Below are 22,031 nucleotides of genomic sequence, written 5' to 3' on the forward strand. Positions count from 1 at the left end.
TGCCGGCGAAGCGCGCCAGATGTCTGGCAGGCGACAGTTAATGACGGGGTTGCGACTAGGGTCACCTCGGCGCAAGGTCGCGATGGCCGTGGGTTTCTCCGACTTTCGGCGGCTTGTGTGGGCAAGGCCTGCTGTGTATCTTGATCAGCCTTTGGCCGTTTGGGCGGCCACACGACCCTATTTTTGAGATTGGCCCAAAGAGGCGAATCTGACGTTATCCATATAAAAATTTGAGGAGCACATCGATGCGCGTCATTCTGCTGGGAGCTCCGGGGGCCGGTAAAGGTACTCAGGCAAAGTTCATCACCGAGAAATTCGGCATTCCGCAAATCTCCACTGGCGACATGCTGCGTGCAGCGGTCAAGGCCGGCACCGAGCTGGGCCTGGTCGCCAAAAGCGTCATGGACAGCGGTGGTCTGGTCTCCGATGACCTGATCATCAATCTGGTCAAGGAACGCATCAGCCAGGCGGATTGCGCCAACGGTTTCCTGTTTGACGGTTTCCCGCGCACCATTCCTCAGGCTGAAGCGCTGGTGAAGGCTGGCGTTGAGCTGGACCACGTGCTGGAAATCGACGTCAAGGACGAAGACATCGTGCAACGTATCGCCGGTCGTCGTGTTCACGAGGCTTCCGGCCGCGTTTACCACATCGTCTACAACCCGCCGAAAATTGCCGGTAAAGACGACATCACTGGCGACGAACTGGTGCAGCGCAAAGACGATACCGAAGAAACCGTACGTCATCGCCTCTCGGTCTACCACGCGCAGACCGAGCCACTGGTGAAGTTCTACCAAGAGCTGTCGACCGCTCAAGGCAAACCGAAGTACAGCCACGTCGAAGGTGTTGGCTCGGTTGAAGCGATCACTGGCAAGGTGCTTGAAGCGCTGAGCTGAAAAGTCTGAAACGCTTCATCTTCTACGGCCCGCTTGCGGGCCGTAGTTGTTTATACTGGCGCCCCTTTTCTGACCTCTCTTACGGAAACATCGATGAGCACCTTGCTGGCCCTGGACACCGCGACCGAAGCTTGCTCCGTTGCCTTGCTGCATGACGGCAAGGTTACGAGCCATTACGAGGTGATCCCGCGCCTGCACGCGCAGAAGCTGTTGCCGATGATTCAGCAACTGCTCGCCGACGCCGGCACCACGCTGCAAGCGGTCGACGCCATCGCGTTTGGCCGAGGGCCGGGCGCGTTTACCGGTGTGCGCATTGCCATTGGTGTGGTGCAGGGGCTGGCATTTGCGCTGGAGCGCCCGGTGTTGCCGGTGTCGAACCTGGCCGTGCTGGCTCAGCGTGCGTATCGCGAACACGGCGTGAGTCAGGTCGCGGCGGCCATCGATGCGCGCATGGATGAAGTGTATTGGGGCTGCTACCGCGAGACGGCGGGGGAGATGCGGCTGGTCGGCAACGAAGCCGTGTTGCCGCCGGAAGTGGCGGCGTTGCCGGCGGATGCCAGTGGCGAATGGTTCGGCGCTGGCACTGGTTGGGGTTATGCCGAGCGAATTGGCGTCAGCCTGAGCGGGCAGGACGCAGCGATGTTGCCGCACGCCGAAGACCTGCTGACCCTGGCGCGATTTGCCTGGGAGCGCGGCGAGGCCATCGTCGCGGACGAGGCGCAGCCGGTTTATCTGCGCGACAAGGTTGCGACGCCGAAAGCGCGGTAATCCGTGAGACCGAGTTGAGTTCATCGCGGGCAAGCCTTGCTCCCACCGGATCTGCGCGACCCCTGTAGGAGCGAGGCTTGCCCGCGAAAGCTATCTGGCAGATATGCCCAATCGTCAGTTTGTACCCCTTCGCTTTAAACCTTTTTGCTTTTATGTGTTCTAGTTATCACTCGGCCGTTTGCGAAGTGGTCCGCGCGCCACTAAACTGCCATCATCGATACCGAGCATGTACTTATGCGTATAGACGGCCTTTCCTCTCAGTCCTACCCCATCAAGCGCAAGCCTCGCAAAGGCAATGTCGTGGTGGAAGAATCTGTCGATGACATCGACGGCGAGCTGGAATTTCCGTCCGAAGAGCAAATGGCCGCCCGCGCCGCCAAAGCCTCCGCGCAACGTCTGAGCAATCTCCCCGCCCGTCAGCAAGACATGCTTTACCACCGCGCCATGAGTAAAAGCGTCGCGATGGCCCTCGCCAGCTACCTGAGCACCGCCGGTTTTGTTGATTGGGATGCCGATGTGTTGGGCCTCGACCTCTACATCTGATGCTGCTGCCTTACTACCTCGGTTGCCCGTCCTGGAGTGAAAACGCCTGGCGCGATTACCTCTACCCGCAAGACGCAAAACCCGGCGAATTCCTCAGTCTTTATTCTCAAGTGTTCAACGCCGTCGAAGGCAATACGACCTTCTACGCCAGCCCGGCTGCCAGCACGGTGCAGCGCTGGGCCGAAACCATGCCTGAACACTTTCGCTTCACCGCCAAATTCCCCGGCGACATCAGCCACAGCGGCGACCTGCGCGAGCAACTGACCGCGGTCGAGACTTTCCTGCAACTGCTCAGCCCGTTGGGCGAGCGGGTTTCGCCGATCTGGCTGCAACTGTCGAAAAGCTTCACGCCGCAACGCCTCGCGGAGCTGGCCGGGTTTATTGACGCCGTCGACCGACCGTTGGCGATTGAAGTGCGTCATCGCGAATTCTTCGCCAAGGGCGACGCTGAACGCATGCTCAACCGGATGCTGCTCGAGCGCGGTGTCGAGCGCATTTGCCTCGACCCGCGCGCGCTGTTCAGTTGCACCTCGACCGCGCCTTCGGTGCTCGAAGCGCAGGCAAAAAAGCCCAACGTGCCGACGCGCCCGGCAGCGTTCACGCAGTTTCCGCAGGTGCGTTTTATCGGCCATCCGCAACTGGAGGCCAACGATCCGTTCCTGGTGCCGTGGGTTGAGAAAATCGCTGCGTGGATCGAAGAGGGGCGCACGCCGTATATCTTCCTGCACACCGCCGACAATCTGCTGGCGGCAAAACTGGCGCAACGCTTTCACGCAAAACTGATGACGCGTTTGCCTGGCTTGCCGCCGCTGCCTGAGCTATATAGAGAGCCCGCCGCCGAGCAACTTGGCCTGCTCTGAAGCGGATTTTCCTCTTCTCAGGAGCTGCCAATGGATGCGCAAACCCTTCGAGCCCAGGCGTTCAAAGCACTGCATGAACGCGCAGAGGCCTTCGTCATTCCCAACCCGTGGGACGCCGGCTCGGCGAAAATGCTCGCCAGCCTGGGCTTCGAGGCGCTGGCCACGACCAGCGCCGGTTACGCTTTTTCCAATGCACGCCCGGATGGCGCGTTGACCCTGGACGACACCTTGGCCAACGTCCGCGCGATTGTCGCGGCCAGCGATCTGCCGGTCGCGGTCGATCTGGAAAACGGCTTCGCTGATGATCCAGCGGAATGCGCGCAGAGCATTTTGCGCGCGGCGGAGGCGGGCGCGGTCGGCGGCTCGATTGAAGACGCCACCGGCCGGGCGGAAGCGCCGATCTACGGTTTCGACAATGCCGTGGCGCGGGTCAAAGCGGCGGTGGCGGCGGCGCGCAGTTTGCCTTTCCCGTTTACCCTGACGGCGCGCGCCGAAAACTTTTTGCACGGCAATCCTGATCTCGACGACACCCTTCGCCGCTTGCAAGCCTTCGCCGAGGCCGGCGCCGACGTGCTGTATGCGCCGGGCCTGCGCAGCGCCGAAGACGTGTTGGCGGTGGTCCGCGCGGTGGCGCCGAAACCGGTGAATGTGTTGATGTCCGGCGGGCTCCAATTGACCGTCGCGCAACTCAGCGAAATGGGCGTCAAGCGCATCAGCGTCGGTTCGGCGTTGGCCCTGGCGGCGTACGGCGAGTTCTTCCGCGCCGCCGAAGAGATCAAGACTTGCGGCACGTTCGATTTCACCTCGCGCTCGATGCCTTACGCGCAGGCCAATCAATTATTCAAAGGTTGACCATGCGTTTGAGTGGGTGGCGGTTGGTGCGGTTGTCGTGGTTGTTGCTGTTGTTGCTCGTCGGCGCGGCGGGCGTGAGCGTCTGGCGTGGCTGGGTGGCGGTGCCGGCGCAGTGGAATCCGTGGGCGCCGCTGGACGTCAAAGCTGCGCCGAATTTTCTCACCCGCTACAAGCTGATGCGCCTGCGCAGCGATGCGCAATTGTGCGATCAGGCGCTGAGCAGCTCCGGGTTGCGCACCAGCCGTCAGGCCGACAGTCCCAACGCGACCTGCCCGCTGACCAACACCCTGCGCGTGCAGGGCGGGGAGGTGGGCTTGAGCAGCAGTTTCCTCGCCAGTTGTCCGTTGGCGGTGGCGTTTGCCCTGTTCGAGCGCCACGCCCTGCAACCGGCGTCACAGGCGGTTTACGGCCAAGCCGTGACGCGGGTCGATCACCTCGGCAGTTTTGCCTGCCGCAACATGTACAACCGCGAGAACGGCGCGCGCAGCCAGCATGCCAGCGCCAATGCCCTGGATATCGCCGGTTTTCGCCTGGCGGACGGGCGCTCGGTCAACGTGCTCAAGGACTGGCCGAAGGACAATAAGGACGCGCAGTTTCTACGTCAGGTCCGCGATGGCGCCTGCGAGATGTTCAGTGTGGTGCTGAGCCCGGACTACAACGCGGCGCATCGTAATCACTTTCATGTCGATGTCGGGGGTTGGTCGGTCTGTCGCTAGCGGATGTGTTGCGAGGCGTTTAGGCGGCGATGCGCAGGTTTTGCAGGACGATCGGGCGCGCCCAGCCGTTATCGAAATCGAGTTGTTTCTGTTGTTCGAGCAGCTCTTGCGGCGAGAACGGCGGGAACGGTTTGTCCAGCAGGTGCAGTTCGAATTCGGCAATCGGCAAGTGCAGCGGACGCGGTTGTGGCGCCGGGCCGGCGGTTGGCACAGGCTGGCCAGCGGTGAGCACGATAGGGCGCACCCAGCCACTTTCGAAGTTCTGCTGTTGCTGCTGCGCGGCGATTTCTTCCGGCGGAAACGGTGGGAACGGTTTGTCGGCCAGGTCCATTTCGAACTCGGCAATCGGCAGGAACAGCGGCTCTGGCGGTTTGACCTGGGTTTCCGTCACATCGCATTCGCGCTGGGAAACGATGTGCGCGTAGAGCTCGCTGCCGACCGTTGGCTCGACTGGGCTTTGCAGATCAACCGGGGGAAAAGTCCCGCAGGCAGGCACCACACCGCTCGACTGTTCGGCCAGCGCCTGCGCAAAGAAATCTTGCCATAGGTGACTGACGCCGCTCAGTGCCTGGGAATTTCGCAGTGCATAATCGCCATGACGCGATATGTAGCCTACGGATGTGGTTTGAATGTCTGACATTTTTCTCGGTCGACGCTCAGCTCTGGCAAAATGCTCGATAGTTTTGTTATCGGACGTTTTTTGCCGATCATTAATTTTTTGAGCACTTTTCCCCATGATTGAACAACCTGCGGCCTGCCGCATCCATGTCGAGGCCTCGGCCCCGGCGTTTCAGCCACAAGCCGAGCAATGGGCCGAACGCCTGGGTTTGCCGATGCAGGTGGCTGACGGCGAGTTTGCCTTGCAAGTGGGCGAGCAGGGTTTGCAGTTGCAACAACTGGGGCCGGACGCGCCGGGGCCGGTGCGAGTCGACTTCGTTGAAGGTGGCGCGGCGCATCGCCGCTTGTTCGGCGGCGGCACCGGGCAAATGATTGCCAAGGCTGTCGGCATCGCCCAAGGCGTACGCCCACGGGTGTTGGACGCTACGGCGGGGCTGGGCAAGGATGCGTTTGTGCTGGCGAGTCTCGGTTGCGAGATGAGCCTGATCGAGCGTCAGCCGCTGATCGGTGCTTTGCTGGAGGATGGTCTGGCGCGTGCTGCAGAAGATTTCGACGTGGCGCCAATCGTTGCGCGGATGCGTTTGCTCAAGGGCAATTCGATCGAGGTGATGCGTAACTGGGAAGGCGAACCGCCGCAGGTGATTTACCTCGACCCGATGTTCCCGCACCGTGAGAAAACCGCGCTGGTGAAGAAGGAAATGCGCCTGTTCCGCCCGCTGGTCGGCGATGACCCGGATGCACCGGCATTGCTCGAAGCGGCGCTGGCGCTGGCCAGCCATCGGGTGGTGGTCAAGCGACCGCGCAAGGCGCCGTGCATCGCCGGGCCCAAGCCTAGTCATGCGCTGGATGGCAAATCCAGTCGTTACGACATTTATCCGAAGAAAGCGCTCAAGCCCTGATACCGAGTCGCTCCATTCGCGGGCAAGCCTCGCTCCTACAGGATCTGCGCGAACCTTGTAGGAGCGAGGCTTGCCCGCGAAGGCGCCCGACTAGGCGCCAACAATCTCAGGCCGGTACGCCCGCATAAACAACCCCACCACTTCGCGCACGTGACTCTCTGCCGCGTCGCCAACCAGCGGCTCGCCGCAGCCGTACAACAAACGAAAATTCCCCGCTCCCTTGAGCAGACAGAAAAAGTGCTCAGCCGCATTACGTGGTTTGTCGATGCTCAGCGCGCCGTTCTGATTGATCCTGCCCAGCAAGCGCTCCATTCCGTTGAGCATGCGATTCGGGCCGGCCTCGAAGAAGATCAGCGACAGTTTCGGGTCCTGGCTGCCGAGGCTGATCATCAACCGATGCAGGTTTACCGATTCATCGCTGTTGATCAGTTGATGAAAGCCGCGCGCGATATTCAACAGCACCGTTTCTACCGAAACGCCGTCAGGCAATTCGAAGAACAGCGTAGGCAATTGCTCTTCGCACTTGGCGGCGACAGCTGCGGAAAACAGCGTTTCCTTGTCGTTGAAGTGGCTGTAGACCGTGAGTTTGGACACCCCGGCCTCGGCCGCTACCGCGTCCATGCTGGTGTTGGCATAGCCGTTACTTACAAACAGAATTTTCGCCGCATCGAGGATGGCCTGGCGCTTGGCCAGATCCTTGGGGCGACCCGGACCATTTGAGGCTGAAAGATTGTTCGACATTCTTCGCTTTTAATACTGGACTGGTGAGTTTGCTATTAATAACATACCGGCCAGTATAATTATTCCAAGCACCATTAGCGAAAGGTCGTTTGCCATGTTGCGCTATGCCTTGCCACTCGCGTTGCCAGTCAGCCTGGCTTTTTTATTGTCGGCGTGCGGCCACGAGGAGGTGCCGCAAGTCAGCGTGCGACCGGCCATGGTGGTGCAACCGCAGCCTTCGGCTCAGGCCATGGAAAGTTATCCCGGCGAGGTTCGCGCCCGTTATGAACCGGAATTGGCCTTCCGCATTGGCGGCAAAGTCAGCCGACGACTGGTCGAGGAGGGCCAGCGGGTCAAGGCTGATCAGCCCCTCGCGGAACTTGATCCGCAAGATGTGCGCCTGCAACTGGAAGCCACGCGCGCCCAAGTGGCCGCCGCCGAGGCCAATCTGAGCCTGGTGCGCGCCGAGCGTGATCGCTACAAAACGCTGATGGACCGTCAGATGGTCAGTAAATCCGCGTACGACAATTCCGAAAACCTTTACCGATCCGGTGAAGCGCGCCTCAAACAAATCAAAGCCGAATTCAGCGTCTCGACCAATCAGGCGAGTTACGCGGTGTTGCGCGCGCCACAGGATGGCGTGGTCGCCAAGCGTTCGGTCGAAGTCGGGCAAGTCGTGGCGGCCGGGCAGACCGTGTTCACCCTCGCCACCGATGGCGAGCGCGAAGTGTTGATCAGCTTGCCGGAACAGAACTTCGGCCGCTTCAAGGTCGATCAACCGGTGTCCGTGGAATTGTGGACGCAACCCGATCAGCGTTTCACCGGGCGCATCCGTGAACTGTCGCCAGCGGCCGATCCAAAATCGCGCACTTTCGCCGCGCGTATTGCCTTCACCGCCGGCAAAGTCCCGGCCGAACTGGGCCAGAGCGCCCGGGTGTTTATCCAATCCGCCGCGGTGGTTTCGCTGTCGGTGCCGTTGTCGGCGGTCACTGCGGAAAACGGCGCGACTTATGTGTGGGTGGTCGGCGCCAACAACACCCTGAAAAAAGTCCCGGTGCGCGTCGGCGCGTTCGGCGAGAAAAGCGTGCCGGTGCTCGAAGGCCTCAGTGCCAGCGATTGGGTGGTGGCCGCCGGGGTGCATGTGCTTCACGACGGGCAGCAAGTGCGCCCGGTGGATCGCTCCAACCGGGTCGTCGATCTAGCGGAAAAGGAGTAATTCCCGATGGGTTTCAATCTTTCCGAATGGGCGCTGCGTAATCGCCAGATCGTACTGTTCCTGATGCTTTTGCTGGCCATCGTCGGCGCGCTTTCCTACACCAAACTCGGACAAAGCGAAGATCCGCCGTTCACCTTCAAAGCCATGGTTATCCGCACCAACTGGCCGGGCGCGACGGCGCAGGAAGTCTCGCGCCAGGTCACCGAGCGCATTGAAAAGAAGCTGATGGAAACCGGCGAGTACGAGCGCATCGTTTCGTTCTCGCGCCCGGGGGAATCCCAAGTGACTTTCGTCGCCCGCGATTCGATGCATTCAGCGCAGATTCCGGAGCTCTGGTATCAGGTGCGCAAGAAGATCAGCGACATTCGCCAAACCTTGCCGCCGGGCATTCAGGGGCCGTTTTTCAACGATGAATTCGGCACCACGTTCGGCAATATCTACGCCCTGACTGGCGACGGTTTTGATTACGCGGTGCTCAAGGATTACGCCGACCGCATCCAGATTCAGCTGCAACGGGTCAAGGATGTCGGCAAAGTCGACCTGCTGGGTTTGCAGGACGAGAAGATCTGGATCGAACTGTCCAACGTCAAACTCGCCACCCTCGGTTTGCCGTTGGCCGCCGTGCAGCAAGCGCTGGAACAACAGAACACGGTATCGACTGCCGGGTTTTTCGAAACCAGCAGCGAGCGATTGCAGCTACGCGTCACGGGGAATTTTCAGACAGTCGAGCAGATAGAAAACTTCCCGATTCGGGTTGGGGATCGTACGTTCCGCATCTCCGATGTCGCCAACGTGCGCCGCGGTTTCAACGATCCGCCGGCGCCACGTATGCGTTTCATGGCCGAAGACGCGATCGGTCTGGCTGTGGCGATGAAGGACGGTGGCGATATTCTGGTGCTCGGCAAAGCGCTGGAAATCGAGTTCGACCGCATCCAGAAAAACCTCCCGGCCGGCATGCAATTGCGCAAGGTCTCCGACCAGCCGGCGGCGGTGAAAACCGGTGTCGGCGAGTTTGTTCAGGTCCTGGTGGAAGCGCTGGCCATTGTGTTGCTGGTGAGCTTTTTCTCGCTCGGCGTGCGCACCGGCATGGTCGTCGCGCTGGCGATTCCGCTGGTGTTGGCGATGACGTTCGCCTGCATGTATTACCTTGGCATCGGCCTGCACAAGATTTCCCTCGGCGCGCTGGTGTTGGCGCTGGGGTTGCTGGTGGACGACGCGATCATCGCCGTGGAAATGATGGCGATCAAAATGGAGCAGGGTTTCGACCGGATCAAAGCCGCCAGTTATGCCTGGACCAGCACCGCGTTCCCGATGCTCACCGGCACGCTGATCACCGCTGCCGGGTTCCTGCCGATCGCCACCGCGCAATCGGGCACCGGTGAATACACCCGATCAATCTTTCAGGTGGTGACCATCGCGCTGTTGGCGTCATGGATTGCCGCCGTGGTGTTCGTGCCGTATCTGGGGGAAAAACTCCTACCGGATCTGGCGAAGATTCATGCCGCCAAACACGGCGCCGGGCAACCGGATCCGTACGCCACGCCGTTTTATCAGCGCGTCCGACGCCTGGTGGAATGGTGCGTGCGCTGGCGCAAAACGGTGATCACGCTGACAGTGGTGCTGTTTATCGCGTCCATCGTGTTGTTCCGTTTTGTCCCGCAACAATTCTTCCCGGCCTCGGGTCGTCTGGAGTTGATGGTCGATTTGAAACTGGCCGAAGGCGCATCGCTGAGCAATACCGCTGAAGAGGTTAAACGCCTCGAAGCTTTGTTGAAGGATCACGCCGGCATCGACAATTACGTCGCGTACGTCGGCACCGGTTCTCCGCGATTTTACCTACCGCTGGATCAGCAATTGCCTGCAGCGAGCTTCGCCCAGTTTGTAGTCCTGGCGAAAACCATCGAGGAGCGCGAAACCCTGCGCACTTGGCTGATCGAAACCCTCAACGAACAATTTCCGGCCCTGCGTTCGCGCGTTACCCGTCTGGAAAACGGCCCTCCGGTGGGTTACCCGGTGCAGTTCCGCATCACCGGCGAGCACATCGAGGAGGTCCGGGCGCTGGCGCGGAAAGTGGCGACCAAGGTTCGCGAAAATTCCCACGTGGTCAACGTCCATCTGGACTGGGAAGAGCCGAGCAAAGTGGTGTACCTGAACGTCGATCAGGACCGCGCTCGCGCGTTGGGCGTCAGCACCGCCAACCTGTCGAAGTTTTTGCAAAGTTCGCTGACCGGGTCCAGCGTCAGCCAGTACCGCGAGGACAACGAATTGATCGAAATCCTCCTGCGCGGCACCGTGCATGAGCGCACCGAACTGTCGTTGCTGCCAAGCCTGGCGGTGCCGACCGATAACGGTAAAAGCGTCGCGCTGTCGCAGATCGCCACACTCGAATATGGTTTTGAAGAAGGCATTATCTGGCACCGCAATCGCCTGCCCAACGTGACCATTCGCGCCGACATCTATGGCAAGGAACAACCGGCGACGCTGGTGCAGCAGATTCTGCCGACCCTCGAGCCGATCCGCGCCGAACTGCCGGATGGTTATTTGCTGGAAGTCGGCGGCACCGTTGAAGACTCGGCGCGCGGGCAGAATTCGGTGAAGGCCGGCGTGCCGCTCTTCATCGTGGTGGTGCTGACGTTGCTGATGCTGCAGCTGCGAAGTTTCTCACGCACGGTGATGGTGTTTCTCACAGCACCACTGGGACTGATCGGCGTGACACTGTTCCTGATGGTGTTCCGCCAGCCGTTCGGTTTCGTCGCCATGCTCGGAACCATCGCGCTGTCGGGGATGATCATGCGCAACTCGGTGATCCTCGTCGACCAGATCGAGCAAGACATCGCCGCCGGACTGAAACCCTGGCAAGCGATCATCGAAGCGACGGTGCGACGTTTCCGGCCAATTGTCCTGACCGCACTCGCGGCGGTACTGGCGATGATCCCGCTGTCGCGCAGCGTATTCTTCGGGCCAATGGCGGTGGCGATCATGGGCGGGTTGATCGTCGCGACGGCGCTGACCTTGCTGTTCCTGCCGGCACTGTACGCGGCGTGGTTCCGCATCAAGAAAGATCCCACATAAGCACGCGACGAATCCCACAGGGATTACAAAATCCCCTGTAGGAGCGAGCCTGCTCGCGATGGCGGTGTGTCAGGCGAATGCAATATCGACTGACACGGCCCCTTCGCGGGCAAGCCTCGCTCCTACAGTAGAGCGGTGGTGGCTGCGAGATTCGGGTAATCCACCAACCCCCTGTAGGAGTGAGCCTGCTCGCGATGACGGTGTGTCAGTCGGTACGTCTCTGACTGGTTAACCGCTATCGCGAGCAGGCTCACTCCCACAGGGTTTTGTTCCTACAGCTTTTTCAGAATGCTCCGATATTGAGTCGGCCCCGGCTCGATGGTGTACTCGAGGCTCGTTTTTCAAGAGCCGCCGAGACAGTCGTGATGAAAAAGCCACCCGCTCTCAAGGGCCGCACTGGCCCGGTGTTTGACTTGCTGGCGCAAGCGCCGCACAAGGCGCGCCTGGCGGATTACCTGGCGCTGCTCAAGCCTCTGGATGATCGCGGGCGCTACCTGCCATTTGCCGAGTTGCGCTATCGCTGGGCGCCCGGATTGGACGCTCACCTCTGTTGGGCGCTGGTGAAGAAGGCGCGGGCGGCGCAGTTCGTCCGCCTGCTGGCATTGGGTGAACCAGCGCAGTTGGCTAACTTTGTGATGACGCCGACGGCGCAAAAAGCGATTTGTGCGGTTGATCGGCACGCCACTACGGCGGCGCTGAAATACATGGCGAAGCAGATCGGCGAGCACGCGCATTTGAGTTATCTGCTCGCTGATCTGATCGAGGATGAGGCGATCAGCAGTAGCCAACTGGAAGGTGCAGCGACCACCACGCCGGTGGCCAAGGACATGCTCAGACGCCAACGCCTGCCGCGCACGCCCGACGAGCGCATGGTGATCGGCAATTACAAAATGATGAGTTTCGCCTGGGAGAAACGCAACGAACCGCTAAGCGTTGAACTGATCGCGGCGATGCATCGCGTGGGTGTCGAGGGGATTGATGACGAGCAATATTCGCCGGGGATTTTCAGGTTCAACGATGAAGTGGTGGTGCAGGATGGCGAGGGCAACACGGTTCATACCCCGCCGCCTGCAGAGGGGTTGTCAGTGCGCTTGCAGGCGCTGGCAAAGTGGATCAATCAAGCGCAATGCAACCCGGATCAGGCTGATTATCTGCATCCGCTGATCCAAGCCATCGCCCTGCATTTTGCGGTGGGTTATGAACACCCTTTTCGCGACGGCAACGGTCGGGTCGCGCGAGCGTTGTTTTATTGGGTGATGTTCAAGCATGACTATTCGGGTTTCCGTTACATCACCATCAGCACGCTGCTGCGTAATGCGCCGGTGAAATATGGGCGCTCTTATTTGAACAGCGAGGCGGATGGACTGGACCTGACGTACTTCATCGATTTTCAATGCTCGATCATTGCGAGGGCGGTCAGTGGGTTTACCGGGGCGTTTATGGAGGCGAGTCTGTTGGCTAGGGCGGGGTGACGGGTCAAATGCTATCGCGAGCAGGCTCACTCCTACAGTAGAACTGTGGTGGCTGCCGTATCCGGGTAGAACGCATATCCCCTGTAGGAGTGAGCCTGCTCGCGATAGCGTTGTGTCAGGCGACTGCAATATCGACTGCCACGACCCCTTCGCGGGCAAGCCTCGCTCCTACAGTAAATCGGCGGTGGCTGCGATATCTGGGCATAACGCATATCCCCCTGTAGGAGTGAGCCTGCTCGCGATGGCGTCATATCAGGCGACTGCGATATCGACTGACACGACCCCTTCGCGGGCAAGCCTCGCTCCTACGGGGTTTGGCATTGCGCTTACAGCGTGCCGAAGACTTTTTTGGCGAGGCTGGTGGCGGCGGCGGCCGGGTTCTGGCGGATGGTTTCTTCCTGTTTGCCGATCATCTCGAACAAACCGTTCAACGCCTGTTCGGTCACGTAGCTTTCGATGTTGGCGCTCTTCGCGTCGAGCACACCCAGCGTCGCGGCTTGGCCGGCGAAGGAATTGTATTGTTTGGCCAGGCCGACCTGGTCGGTGGCTTGTTTGACGATCGGCATGAACTTCGCGCGGATCTGTTCGCGGCTCGACTTGTCGAGGTATTGCGTCGCCGAATCCTTGCCGCCGCTGAGAATGCCCTTGGCGTCGGCCACGCTCATTTTCTTCACCGCATCCACGAGGATCGGCTGAGCCTGGGTCACGGCAGTTTCCGCCGCTTTGTTCATGCTGGTTTCCAGTTGCTCGACCTGCGCGCCCATGCCGAAAGCCTTCATTTTGCTCGCGACTTTACCGAGTTTGCCCGGCAGCTCGATCTTCACCTCAGGGTTATTGCTGAAGCCGCCCGGCGTGCCGAGTTGCTTGACTGCGAGTTGCGCGCCCTGGGTCAGAGCGTCTTTCAAGCCGCCGGTAGCGTCCTGTTGCGACAGATCACTGAGCGACAACGCCAGCGCGCTGGCGGAAATCATCAAACCTGCACAGAGGCCGGCGAAGCGAAGGGTAGGGCGGAGCATGGCGGCTTCCTTTTTGCGAATGGGAGAAAGGGTGGGAGTGAGCCTGCTCGCGATAGCGCTGGGTCAGCCAAACTGTTTCCGACTGATACAGCGCGTTCGCGAGCGGCTCGCTCCTACAGGTTTTATGGCTTCAGGCCTCAGGTTTCACGGCGACCTGATCCGCCGCATCTTCACTGCGATGCAGCGCCACCTGGCGGATCGACAAGCGAATCTCCGCCGGCAACACACGTTTCGCCGCGCCTTCGGCCAGTTCGCCGAGCAATTCGTGATAGCTCAACTTGCCGGACTCGTCGCGACGCAGCACATCGAGGTCGAGCATGGTCTGGATGAAGTGGCGGAACAGGCTCTTGTCGAAGAATTCCGGGGCGTTCAAGCCATGCAGGATCGACAGGCGTTGGGCCATGACCGTGCACAAGTCTTCCAGTTCTTCGGCGCTGATGCTGTGCTGGCCGCTGTTGAGCAGCAGTGAAACGGTCATGTAGAAACGTTGCAGCGTCTGCGCGATGCTTTTCGACAGCAGCGTCAGCAACACGAAATGGCGCGAACTCGGCGCGGGACGCAGGTACACATTGTTCTCGAAGCGCAGCAGGCCTTGCTCGACGAAGGCCTCAAGCCATTGATCAACCACCGCGTCCAGCTCTTCCATCGTCCAGCGGATGAACAGCTCCGATTGCAGGTACGGATACAGCGCGCGGGTGTAACGCAGGATCTGCTCGCGGCTCATGCGCGAGGTGCTCTGGAAGAAACTCGCCAGCAGCGCCGGCAGCGCGAAGATGTGCAACACGTTGTTGCGGTAATAGGTCATCAGCACCGCATTCTGCTCATCCAGATACAGAATCTTGCCCAGGGCATCGCTCTGTTCGGAAAGCAAATCCATGTCTTTCACGTGCTCGATCAACGCGCGGCCATCACCTTCCGGCAACGTGGTGTGCGGCGAGTAAGGAACCTTGCGCAGCAGCGCCAGATACAGATCCAGCACTCGCGCCATCGCCCGATCGTCCAACGCCAGACGGCTGGTGGACAGCAGCGCCAGCGCCACCAGATTGACCGGGTTGATCGCCGCCGCTTCGTTCAGATGCTGCGCGACTTTCTCGCCGAGACGGTTGGTGGTTTCGTTGAGCCACGCCGGTTTGAACTGCGGGCCGAGTTCCTGCGAGCGCCAGTCCGGCTGTTCGCTGTCGAGGAACTCGGCGAGTTTGATCGGTTCGCCGAAGTTCACCGCCACCTGGCCGAAGCGCTGCTTGAGCGCGCCGATGACTTTGAAGATGTCGAAGATCGATTCCTTCTTCTTGCTCGCGCCACGCAATTCGCCGAGGTAGGTCCGGCCTTCGAGCACGCGCTCATAACCGATGTACACCGGCACAAACACGATCGGCATGCGCGACGAACGCAGGAAGCTGCGCAGGGTGATGGCGAGCATCCCGGTTTTCGGTTGCAGCATGCGCCCGGTGCGCGAACGGCCGCCCTCGACGAAATACTCGACCGGGAAACCTTTGGTAAACAAAGTGTGCAGGTATTCATTGAATACCGAGGTGTACAGCGGATTGCCCTTGAACGTCCGGCGCATGAAAAACGCGCCGCCGCGGCGCAGCAGGCTGCCGATCACCGGCATGTTCAAGTTGATCCCGGCGGCGATGTGCGGCGGGGTCAGGCCGTTGCGAAACAGCAAGTACGAAAGCAGCAGGTAATCGATGTGGCTGCGGTGGCACGGCACGTAGATCACTTCGTGACCCTGAGCGACTTTCTGCACGCCTTCGATGTGATTGACCTTGATCCCGTCGTAGATCTTGTTCCAGAACCAGCTCAGCACCACTTCGAGAAAACGGATCGCGGTGTAGGTGTAGTCCGAAGCAATCTCGTTGCCGTAACGCAGCGCCTGGGCCTTGGCTTTTTCCGGGGAGATTTTTTCGCGCTCGGCCTCATCCAGAATCGCTTGCTTGACCAGCGGCTGGTTGAGCAAACCCTTGACCAGATTGCGTCGGTGGGAAATGTCCGGGCCGATGACGGCCGCTTTGAGGTTGCGAAAGTGCACCCGCAGAATGCGCTGGGCCATGCGCACGGTGCGTTCGTGGCCCTTGTTGTGCTCGATCAGTTCGCGCAGGTGAATCGGTGCCGAGAACTGCACACGGGTCTTGCGCCCCAGAATCATGATGCTGAGCAAACGGCGCAAACGCCCGGTGACCGCCCAACTGTCGGCAAACAACAGCTTCCACGGGCTCGACTCGCTGTCCGGCGACTGCCCCCAGAACACGCTGACCGGAATGATCTGCGCGTCTTCGGCGGCGTTCTGGCTCAGGGCGCTGACCAGTCGGGTCAGGGCCGGCGGCGCGCCGCGTTTGTCCTGGCGGCCGAGCCAGTCAGGCTCCGGCGTCAGGTAAAAGAACGCCGCCGGTTCCAGCAGATTGCCCACCGACACCGGCAGCACCGGGCGCGGCAGACCGGCCTTGGTGCACTCGGTGTCGACCACGGCAAGGTCGGTCAGCGAAGGGTTTTGCAGGACGTAAAACACCGGACGGCTGCGGTCGAGGTTGAGGGTAAGGGACGACTGATTGATCGTCTCCGAGCGAACCCAGAGGTACAACAATCGGCGCAGGGTGCCAAACACCAGACGGCGGAACGGGGAACGGGTCATACGGCTTCTGCGTGAGTGAGTGAAACCGAGCGTTTGCTCGGGGGCGGACAGTGTGCCGTATTCGCCGAAAATCGGCAAAAAAGCGCTCAACCATTCTGTAGTTGAGCATTTTCGCGGCTGTCATATACTCGACCGCTCAAAATAAAAACAAAGAGGTAAAGACACATGGCAACGCGCGAAACCGGCAGTGTGAAGTGGTTCAACGACGCCAAGGGTTACGGCTTTATTCAGCGCGAGGACGGGGTGGACGTGTTCGTGCATTACCGCGCGATTCGCGGCGAAGGGCACCGTTCGCTGGCCGAAGGTCAGCAGGTTGAATACGCCGTGGTGACCGGCGAGAAGGGTTTGCAGGCTGAGGATGTTATAGGTCTGTAACCCGATCCCCGGATCACGCATGACCCGTAGGAGCGAGGCTTGCCCGCGAAGGCGTCATCACTGGCGCTAAAAGCTTCGCGGGCAAGCCTTGCTCCTACGGGTTTGTGGTGTGGCTGGTTACGCGGTCTTCCAGGTGATCTCTTCTTCGCCATCGGCGCTGATGCGCATCCAGCGATCGGCGGTCTCTTCACCTTCTTCCTCGACCCACGTGCCCGGCGCGCAACGCACTTCGACGTTCAGCGCGGCGAACGCGGCGCGGGCGCAGGCGATGTCGTCGTCCCACGGCGTCTGGTCGCTTTCCAGGTACAGGCTGTTCCACTTGCCCACGGCTTTCGGCAGCCAGGTGACCGGTACGTTACCGGCGGTGCACTTGTAGGTCTGACCTTTTTTTACCCACTCACTGCATGGACCCAGCGCGGCGCTGAGCCAATCGGCGACGGCTTTGTAGTCGACGTCGGCGTCTTTCAGGTAAATCTCGATATCGGGTTGGCGCATGGATGTCCTCACTGCGGTCTTGAAAAATCCATTCGCGGATTTAGCCGGCCTCAAGCTGTTGCTCAAGACCAAAAATTATTGAAGTACGAAGTAATCGTAACGCATCGAAACGGTGACTTCGAACGGCTCGGCCTGCTCGATCACGGCCGCGCGGCGTTCGGCACTGGCGCGCCAGCCGTGCGGCGTCATGGCCAGCAGATTGGCGCGATCCTGACCCTTTTCCAGCGTCAGTTTGAATTCCAGGGTTTCGCTGTGCGCCAGCGCCATGCCTTCCGGCACCAGAGCCAAATGCTTGTCGTCGGTGTATTCACGCACCTCGTCGTACAGGCGTTCGCGCAATTCCATCAGATGGCCGCTGGTCGGCCCGACTTTCATCAAGCCGCCGCCGGGGCTGAGCAGGCGCTTGGCCTCTTCCCAGTCCAGCGGACTGAACACGCTCGCCAGAAACTGACAACTGCCGGACGCCAACGGCACGCGCGCCATGCTGGCGATCAACCAGGTCAGGTGCGGGTTGCGTTTGCAGGCGCGTTTGACCGCTTCGCGAGAAATGTCCAGGGCGTAGCCGTCAGCATTGGGCAACGCTTCGGCGATTTGCGCGGTGTAATAACCTTCGCCACAACCGATGTCGAGCCAGCGCTGCGGCGCGTATTGCCCGGCCAGCTCGGCCAGGCGCTTGGCCACTGGCGCGTAATGGCCGGCGTTCAAGAAGTCGCGACGGGCCTCGACCATTGCCAGGTTATCCCCAGGGTCGCGGCTGTTCTTGTGCTGCACCGGCAACAGGTTCAGGTAACCCTGGCGCGCGCGGTCGAAACGGTGCCCGGCGGGGCAGGCAACGCCATTGTCCACCGCGTTCAGCGGTTCGCTGCAGATCGGGCAGGCAAGCATCAGGCGAGCAACTTGATCAGGGTCTGGTAATAGATTTCGGTCAGCACATCGAGGTCTGCGGCGAGCACGCGTTCGTTGACCTGATGAATGGTCGCGTTGACCGGCCCCAGCTCAACCACTTGCGTGCCCATGGTCGCAATGAAGCGCCCGTCGGAGGTGCCACCACTGGTGGAGGCCTTGGTCTCGCGCCCGGTGATGTCCTTGATGCTCGATGCCACTGCGTCGAGCAATGCGCCCGGCTCGGTGAGGAACGGCAGGCCCGACAGCGCCCAATCGATGTACCAATCGAGGCCATGTTTGTCGAGGATGTCGGCGACGCGTTTTTGCAGGCCTTCGACGGTGGATTCGGTGGAGAAACGGAAGTTGAACACCGCCACCAAATCACCCGGAATCACGTTGGTCGCGCCGGTGCCGGAGTTGACGTTGGAAATCTGAAAACTGGTCGGCGGGAAGAAATCGTTGCCGTGGTCCCAATGCTCGGCGGCCAGTTCGGCCAGCGCAGGGGCGGCGAGGTGGATCGGGTTTTTCGCCAGATGCGGATACGCCACGTGTCCCTGAATCCCGCGCACGGTGAGCTTGGCGCCGAGCGAGCCGCGACGGCCATTCTTGACCACGTCGCCGACCAGCGTGGTGCTCGACGGTTCGCCGACGATGCACCAGTCCAGACGTTCCTTGCGCGCAGCGAGGCGTTCGATCACGGCTTTGGTGCCGTGGTGCGCCGGGCCTTCTTCATCGCTGGTGATCAGGAAAGCCACTTTGCCCTTGTGGTCCGGATAGTCCGCGACGAAGCGCTCGGCGGCCACGGTCATCGACGCCAAGCTGCCTTTCATGTCCGCTGCGCCACGCCCGCAGAGCATGCCGTGTTCGTCGATCAGCGCGTTGAACGGGTCAATCTGCCACGCCGTCACCGGACCGGTCGGGACCACGTCGGTGTGACCGGCGAAGCACAGGACCGGGCCGTCGTGTTTGCCGTGGGTGGCCCAGAAGTTATCCACATCCTCGATGCGCATTGGCTCGAGTTGGAAACCGGCATCGCCCAGGCGCTGCATCATCTGCTTCTGGCAATCGGCGTCGACCGGCGTCACGGACGGACGGCGGATCAGGTCGATGGCGAGTTGAAGGGTCGGCGAAAGGTCGGCGTGGGCCGTCATGGAAAACTCCGGAGCTTTATTTATCTGTAGGAGCGAGGCTTGCCCGCGAAGAACGATGATGAGGTGTATCTGTTACACCGCGTCGCTTCGTTCGCGGGCAAGCCTCGCTCCTACAGGATTGGGGCGTGGCGCGCAAAATGGCGGTTATCTTAAAGCAAAACGGCGGCCATTGGCCGCCGTTTAGTGCATCCCGACTGATTTAGACGGCCGGTGCCGGCGCAGGCTCCGCCGCCGGTTTAGGCAGCGAAGACAGGAACGCCATGATCAGCGCCGCCAGGTACGGCAGCGATTGCACCAGCAGCATGATCACCCAGAAGCGCATGTCGTTGCTCGGCAGGCCGTTGACCAGGAAGATACCCAGCGCCGCGCCCCACAGCAGCAACATGATGAACACCTCTTCACGCGCTTCCGAAATCGCCACCCAGAAACCATGGTTATCAGCGTTTTTCGGGGTGCGGAAGAACGGAATGCTGGTGGTGAAGAAACCGTACAGCACCGCTTTGGCAATGGTGTGCGACAACGCCAGCCCGGCCAGCGCCGCGCAGAATGCATCCTTCAGGTTGACCCCGACCGCACGGCGGTAGAGGAAGATGATCTTGCCGACCTTGAACACAAACAGCGCCAGTGGCGGGATCGCGAAAATCAGCAGCGGCGGATCGACCCGTTGCGGCACGATGATCATCGCCGCCGACCACAACAGCGCGCCGACGGTGAAGAAGATATTCATGCCGTCCGCGACCCACGGCAACCAGCCCGCGAGGAAGTGGTAACGCTGGCCACGGGTCAACTCGCTACCCTTGCCGCGCAGCAGGCTGGCGGTGTGCCGCTTGATGATCTGAATCGCGCCATAAGCCCAGCGGAAACGCTGTTTCTTGAAGTCGATAAACGTATCCGGCATCAGCCCCTTGCCGTAGCTCGTGTGGTAGTACGCCGCCGACAAACCTTTCTCGAATACACGCAAGCCCAACTCGGCGTCTTCACAGATGCACCAGTCGGCCCAGCCGAGTTCCTCGAGCACCGAGCGCCGGGTCATGGTCATGGTGCCGTGCTGGATGATCGCGTCACGGTCGTTGCGGGTGACCATACCGATATGGAAGAAACCTTTGTATTCGGCGTAGCAGAGCTTCTTGAAGGTGCTTTCGTTCTGATCGCGATAATCCTGCGGCGACTGCACCACGGCGATTTTCGGATCGGCAAAGTGCGGCACCATGTGCTTCAGCCAGTTCGGCTCGACGCAGTAATCGGAGTCGATCACCGCAATCACTTCGGCGTCCTTGGCGGTGTGCGGGATCAGGTAATTCAGCGCGCCACCCTTGAAGCCGGCCAGCGGCGCGACGTGGAAAAACTTGAAGCGCGGGCCGAGGGTTGCGCAGTAATCGCGCACCGGTTCCCAGACCGCCGGGTCTTTGGTGTTGTTGTCGATGATCAGGACTTCGAAATCCGGATAGTCGAGGTTGGCCAGGGCGTTGAGGGTCTGTTTGACCATCTCCGGCGGCTCGTTGTAGCACGGTACGTGAATCGAGACTTTTGGTCGGTAGTCCGAATCCCCCACGACCGGCAGGAATTCTCGCCGGCGCTTGTGGGTCCAGACCGCTTCGGCCAATTCATGCGCCTCGGTCAGCAACACGATAAACACCCCGAGCGCACCGAGCGCGAGGAGGAACCCCACGGTCAGGCTGAACCAGGTGCTGTATTGCTGGCTGTAGTCGTAGCCGATCCACACCAGAACCGAACCGCACAAAAACGCAATAAACGTCAGGAACGTGCGGCCACGTTGGCGCAGGGCCGAGCCGTCGATCATCAGCAAGGTCAGCGACAGCAGCGCCAACACCGCCGAGCCGATGGCCAGCACGCGCCATTGCGGGATCGCCACGACCGGGCCTTCGAAGTTGAATTTCTGCTGGCGCGCGGCATTGAACACGCCCCAATACGCGCCCACCGAACCTTCGTCGCTGGCCTTCCACGGCTGGTCAAACGCTTCGATCACGAAGTAGTTGAAGCCTTGGCGGTTGAGTTTGTTGACCAATGTGCGCAGGTAAATCGCCTGGTCGGCGGGGCTCGCATCGGTGCCGCCGCGCATGCGGCCGTTGCTCGGCCAGCCAACCTCCGAGAGCAGCAGCGGTTTTTTCGGGAACATCTTTTTCAGGTCGCGAGCGCGGTCGAGAACGAACTGGCCAGCCTTGTCCACCGGGACAAATTCCCAGTACGGCAGAACGTGCGCGGCGATCAGGTCGACGTGCTTGGCCAGTTCCGGGTGTTCTTCCCAGACGTGCCATTGCTCGGACGTGGTCACCGGCACTTTCACCGCCGCGCGCACGCGGTCGAGGATCACGCTGAGTTCGGCGGCGGTAATTTCCTTACGGAAGATTGCCTCGTTGCCTACAACCACGCGAACCACGCTGCGCGAGGTGTTGGCCAATTCAATGGCGCGCAGGATCTCGCGTTCGTTGCGCTCCTGGTCCGGGCTGATCCAGATCCCCAGCGTCACGCGCAAGCCGAACTCTTCGGCGAGTTTCGGGATGTCTTGCAGGCTGCCGTCGACCGAGTAAGTGCGGATGTTGTCCGTCAGCTTGCTCATGATCTCCAGGTCGCGACGCATTTCGTCGTCGGACGGGTACTGGTCTCTCTGCGGGTACTGGCCTTGTTGAAACGGCGAGTAAGAAAAACCGGAGATTTGTTCAGGCCAGTTGGGGGCGGTGACCGGGCGATTGATCAGCGCCCAGAAGCCGGTAAACAAAGCGGCGATGGCGAGCACCACAACCAGGTTGAGTCCAAATTTACGCGATGACATAGCTTTTTCAGGTTCCAGAGGCTGTGGAACGAAGGAACGGTCGGCGGTTGCCAAGGG

19 protein-coding genes are annotated in these 22,031 nt (G+C 60.7%); 11 read left to right on the forward strand and 8 right to left on the reverse strand.

The features are described 5' to 3' along the window. Positions 1-245: 245 nt before the first annotated feature. The 6 genes from adk to FBY12_RS09015 all read left to right on the forward strand — a co-directional run bounded on the left by adk (position 246) and on the right by FBY12_RS09015 (position 4,632). A complete protein-coding gene (adk, locus tag FBY12_RS08990) occupies positions 246-893 on the forward strand; it encodes an adenylate kinase (protein WP_121731130.1) in 648 nt (215 codons plus the stop codon). Positions 894-986: 93 nt separating this feature from the next. Further along, the gene (tsaB, locus tag FBY12_RS08995; protein WP_121731129.1) at positions 987-1,661 is read left to right on the forward strand and encodes a tRNA (adenosine(37)-N6)-threonylcarbamoyltransferase complex dimerization subunit type 1 TsaB; all 675 of its coding nucleotides are present in this window, start codon (positions 987-989) and stop codon (positions 1,659-1,661) included. Between the two features lie 234 nt (positions 1,662-1,895). Beyond that, entirely contained in the window at positions 1,896-2,204 is a 309-nt protein-coding gene (locus FBY12_RS09000) for a hypothetical protein (protein WP_092272681.1), read from the forward strand. After that, positions 2,204-3,064: a DUF72 domain-containing protein gene (locus FBY12_RS09005; RefSeq protein WP_145252650.1), complete on the forward strand. Its 861-nt coding sequence runs from the start codon at positions 2,204-2,206 to the stop codon at positions 3,062-3,064. Before FBY12_RS09000 ends, FBY12_RS09005 begins: the two co-directional genes overlap by 1 nt. A gap of 30 nt (positions 3,065-3,094) precedes the next feature. Then, positions 3,095-3,916: an isocitrate lyase/phosphoenolpyruvate mutase family protein gene (locus tag FBY12_RS09010; protein WP_145252651.1), complete on the forward strand. Its 822-nt coding sequence runs from the start codon at positions 3,095-3,097 to the stop codon at positions 3,914-3,916. A 2-nt stretch (positions 3,917-3,918) separates the two neighbouring features. Beyond that, complete coding sequence (locus tag FBY12_RS09015) at positions 3,919-4,632, forward strand: extensin family protein (RefSeq protein ID WP_145252652.1); 714 nt, start codon at positions 3,919-3,921, stop codon at positions 4,630-4,632. A 19-nt stretch (positions 4,633-4,651) separates the two neighbouring features. Here the strand turns inward: FBY12_RS09015 and FBY12_RS09020 are convergent, their stop codons facing one another. Continuing rightward, on the reverse strand, positions 4,652-5,272 hold the full coding sequence (locus FBY12_RS09020; RefSeq protein WP_145252653.1) for an energy transducer TonB: 621 nt from the start codon (positions 5,270-5,272) through the stop codon (positions 4,652-4,654). 94 nt (positions 5,273-5,366) lie between these two features. On the opposite strand from FBY12_RS09020, the gene FBY12_RS09025 reads away from it, so the two are divergent. Then, on the forward strand, positions 5,367-6,149 hold the full coding sequence (locus FBY12_RS09025; protein ID WP_101207543.1) for a class I SAM-dependent methyltransferase: 783 nt from the start codon (positions 5,367-5,369) through the stop codon (positions 6,147-6,149). A 90-nt stretch (positions 6,150-6,239) separates the two neighbouring features. On the opposite strand, the gene FBY12_RS09030 is transcribed toward FBY12_RS09025, so the two are convergent. Further along, positions 6,240-6,890 (reverse strand): TetR/AcrR family transcriptional regulator, encoded by a 651-nt coding sequence (locus FBY12_RS09030; RefSeq protein WP_121731125.1) that lies wholly within the window; start codon positions 6,888-6,890, stop codon positions 6,240-6,242. 94 nt (positions 6,891-6,984) lie between these two features. Between FBY12_RS09030 and FBY12_RS09035 the strand changes: the two genes are divergently transcribed. The 3 genes from FBY12_RS09035 (at position 6,985) to FBY12_RS09050 (ending at position 12,629) form a co-directional block, all read left to right on the forward strand. Beyond that, entirely contained in the window at positions 6,985-8,085 is a 1,101-nt protein-coding gene (locus FBY12_RS09035) for an efflux RND transporter periplasmic adaptor subunit (protein WP_101207541.1), read from the forward strand. A 6-nt stretch (positions 8,086-8,091) separates the two neighbouring features. Beyond that, positions 8,092-11,157, forward strand: a complete 3,066-nt coding sequence (locus tag FBY12_RS09040; protein ID WP_121731123.1) for an efflux RND transporter permease subunit — start codon at positions 8,092-8,094, stop codon at positions 11,155-11,157. A gap of 365 nt (positions 11,158-11,522) precedes the next feature. Then, the gene (locus FBY12_RS09050) at positions 11,523-12,629 is read left to right on the forward strand and encodes a Fic family protein (protein WP_145252654.1); all 1,107 of its coding nucleotides are present in this window, start codon (positions 11,523-11,525) and stop codon (positions 12,627-12,629) included. Between the two features lie 326 nt (positions 12,630-12,955). On the opposite strand, the gene FBY12_RS09055 is transcribed toward FBY12_RS09050, so the two are convergent. Both FBY12_RS09055 and plsB read right to left on the reverse strand, forming a co-directional pair. Continuing rightward, positions 12,956-13,645 (reverse strand): DUF4197 domain-containing protein, encoded by a 690-nt coding sequence (locus FBY12_RS09055; protein ID WP_092272652.1) that lies wholly within the window; start codon positions 13,643-13,645, stop codon positions 12,956-12,958. Between the two features lie 130 nt (positions 13,646-13,775). Beyond that, a complete protein-coding gene (gene plsB / locus FBY12_RS09060; protein ID WP_145252655.1) occupies positions 13,776-16,277 on the reverse strand; it encodes a glycerol-3-phosphate 1-O-acyltransferase PlsB in 2,502 nt (833 codons plus the stop codon). Between the two features lie 165 nt (positions 16,278-16,442). On the opposite strand from plsB, the gene FBY12_RS09065 reads away from it, so the two are divergent. Next, positions 16,443-16,652 carry a cold-shock protein gene (locus FBY12_RS09065; RefSeq protein ID WP_092272646.1) on the forward strand — a complete coding sequence of 70 codons (210 nt, stop codon included), beginning with the start codon at positions 16,443-16,445 and terminating at the stop codon, positions 16,650-16,652. A 117-nt stretch (positions 16,653-16,769) separates the two neighbouring features. Here the strand turns inward: FBY12_RS09065 and FBY12_RS09070 are convergent, their stop codons facing one another. From FBY12_RS09070 to FBY12_RS09085, 4 genes are all read right to left on the reverse strand, one after another. Continuing rightward, the gene (locus FBY12_RS09070; protein WP_121731119.1) at positions 16,770-17,147 is read right to left on the reverse strand and encodes a hypothetical protein; all 378 of its coding nucleotides are present in this window, start codon (positions 17,145-17,147) and stop codon (positions 16,770-16,772) included. Positions 17,148-17,222: 75 nt separating this feature from the next. Further along, entirely contained in the window at positions 17,223-18,032 is an 810-nt protein-coding gene (locus FBY12_RS09075) for a putative RNA methyltransferase (RefSeq protein ID WP_145252656.1), read from the reverse strand. Continuing rightward, a complete protein-coding gene (gene dapE / locus FBY12_RS09080; RefSeq protein WP_145252657.1) occupies positions 18,032-19,183 on the reverse strand; it encodes a succinyl-diaminopimelate desuccinylase in 1,152 nt (383 codons plus the stop codon). The genes FBY12_RS09075 and dapE overlap by 1 nt, the downstream gene beginning before the upstream one ends. Before the next feature lie 199 nt (positions 19,184-19,382). After that, positions 19,383-21,974, reverse strand: a complete 2,592-nt coding sequence (locus FBY12_RS09085) for a glycosyltransferase (protein WP_121731116.1) — start codon at positions 21,972-21,974, stop codon at positions 19,383-19,385. Positions 21,975-22,031: the final 57 nt, after the last annotated feature.

It is taken from the genome of Pseudomonas sp. SJZ131, assembly GCF_007828705.1.
GTDB classification, from domain to species: domain Bacteria; phylum Pseudomonadota; class Gammaproteobacteria; order Pseudomonadales; family Pseudomonadaceae; genus Aquipseudomonas; species Aquipseudomonas prosekii.